This is a genomic window from Flectobacillus sp. (genome assembly GCF_049240685.1).
Classification (GTDB): domain Bacteria; phylum Bacteroidota; class Bacteroidia; order Cytophagales; family Spirosomataceae; genus Flectobacillus.
Genome location: NZ_JBMLSD010000405.1, coordinates 1 through 2,251, shown reverse-complemented (window position 1 = coordinate 2,251; position 2,251 = coordinate 1). Strand labels below are relative to the sequence as shown.

Here is a 2,251-nt window from a genome sequence, read left to right as displayed (position 1 = left end):
TTGAACTAAACCTTCGGTAGCATAAACCGAATAAAATTGTATTTTTCAAAAATAATTAAAAACCTCATACATTATGACAACAAAAAAAAGAATTTTGAAGAATTAAGAGAAGACAAGCTTCTTAATCAAGCAAAGCGAGAAGTACCTGAATTTGAAGCACTACTCAATCGTTTTGAGCGCAACATTTCAGTGCTTGGTAAAAGTCAATCTACCTTTGAGAATTATGCTCGACATGTAGCTTCCATTTCGCTTTATTTTGGTAAAATACCCACCCAACTCGATCCTGAACAAGTACAAGATTACTTGTACTTTGTTCAGAAGAAATCAAAAACACCCTCACAATCTTATTTCAAGCATACGGTTTATGGCCTTCGTTTTCTTTTGAAATCTGAGGGTTTACCCTATGAATTTTTACGATTACCTTCTATCAAACACGAGAAGAAACTACCCGTTGTTTTGAGTAAAGAAGAAGTATGGCAGATGCTTCAAAAAGCCAAGCTTCTCAAGCATAAAATATTGATTGGCCTTCTTTATGGCTGCGGATTACGTTGTATGGAAGTGCGTAATGTGCGTATTCAAGACCTTGATTTTGACCGTAAACAGTTGCGAGTGGTGCAAGGAAAGGGCAAAAAAGACCGATATGTGCCGCTTTCTGAACATCTCATTCGGGGCTTGAAAGTATATCTTGAAGCAGAAAAACCCAAAGACTGGATTTTTAACGGACAACCGCTAGCCAATCGTGCAGGTGGCGATTTTGATTCTCGTTATTCGCAAAGAGGCGTGCAATGGGCTATCAAGCAAGCAAGTGCCCTTGCGGGCATCAAAAAAGAGGTATGCGTGCATACACTCCGCCATTCCTATGCGACTCATTTGCTTGAAGATGGACTCGATATTGTTTCCTTGAAAAATCTATTGGGACATGAAAACATTGAAACCACCATGGAATATTTACAAATTGCACAACTATCCTCGCAAAAAGTATTCAGTCCGTTAGATACTCTTTTTGAACAATGCAGCCGGCTTGGGAAGTAGCCGATGTACTCAATAAAATAGGAAATCGCATTGGGGATTTATCCCTAAACACTTGGCAGTTAAGAACCCTTTCGGCACTCAAAAAATGTAGGACGTCCGCCTTAGGCGGACATATTGATGCTTGTGATGCCTGCGGCATCATCAGCATTAGTTACAATTCTTGCAGAAACAGGCACTGCCCTAAATGTCAAGGGAAAAATCGGGATGATTGGATACAAGCTAGAGAAACTGAACTCTTACCTGTACCATATTTCCATTTGGTATTCACGCTTCCCGATAGTATCAATTCATTAGCGATTCATGACCCAAAGTTGGTTTACGCCACTTTATTTGAAGCTGCTTGGGAAACGTTGTTTGCCTTCGGCAAAAACAAAGGTGTTAAGATGGGCATGATTGCCATTTTGCACACTTGGGGACAGAATTTAAGTCTGCATCCACATTTACATTGTATTGTGCCTGGTGGTGGTATTGACAAAAATGGAAACTGGCAAAACATAAGAGGCGATGGGAAATTTTTGTTTTCAGTTAAAGCACTATCAAAAGTCTTTAGGGCTAAATATTGTGAGAAAATTAAAATTAAAGACCTTGAACAATATCAAAAAATAAGAACAAAATTATGGGATAAACAATGGGTTGTTTTTGCTAAAAGACCCTTCGGAAGTCCGAAATCGGTTGTTGAATATTTAGGTCGATACACGCATAAAATTGCCATCAGCAATCATCGAATTAAGCATATCGATCAGAAAACTGTAACCTTTGATTATAAGGACTACAAACACAACGGGTTTAAAAAGCAAATGACCTTAAGCCACGAGGAATTCATACACCGATTTGCTTTACACATATTACCCAAGCGTTTTGTAAAAATTCGACACTTTGGGTTTTTGAGTAGCAATTGGAAAAGACAAAAGCTAAAGCTTTTGCAGGGAAAATTGAAAGCTAAAACTGTTGAAAAAAAGCAAAAAGCGACCCCAGTTAGGAAATGCTCTTGTTGCAAAATTGGCATTTTACACACCTTAGCCATTTTCGATAAGCGAGGACCGCCTGCTTGGTATCTTGGTGGTAGCCAAAAACCAGTAGCCCTTAAAAACTAATTTTATGGGTAAGGGCACTTGTGCCCAAATGTGAAGGAAAACACGCAAAAAAACCATTTACTGCGCTGCAAAAAAAAAGAGGATCATAAATCCTCTGAATATGCTCTCAAATAAATATATGATAA

The 2,251-nt window shown here is 38.5% G+C and carries 2 protein-coding genes; both read left to right on the top strand.

The window, feature by feature from the left end; all coding sequences use genetic code 11:
• Positions 1–36: 36 nt before the first annotated feature.
• Positions 37–1,032 (top strand): tyrosine-type recombinase/integrase, encoded by a 996-nt coding sequence (locus tag ACOVQ4_RS18470; protein WP_421822092.1) that lies wholly within the window; start codon positions 37–39, stop codon positions 1,030–1,032.
• Complete coding sequence (locus ACOVQ4_RS18465; protein ID WP_421822091.1) at positions 1,011–2,126, top strand: IS91 family transposase; 1,116 nt, start codon at positions 1,011–1,013, stop codon at positions 2,124–2,126. Before ACOVQ4_RS18470 ends, ACOVQ4_RS18465 begins: the two co-directional genes overlap by 22 nt.
• The last annotated feature ends 125 nt before the right edge of the window (positions 2,127–2,251 follow it).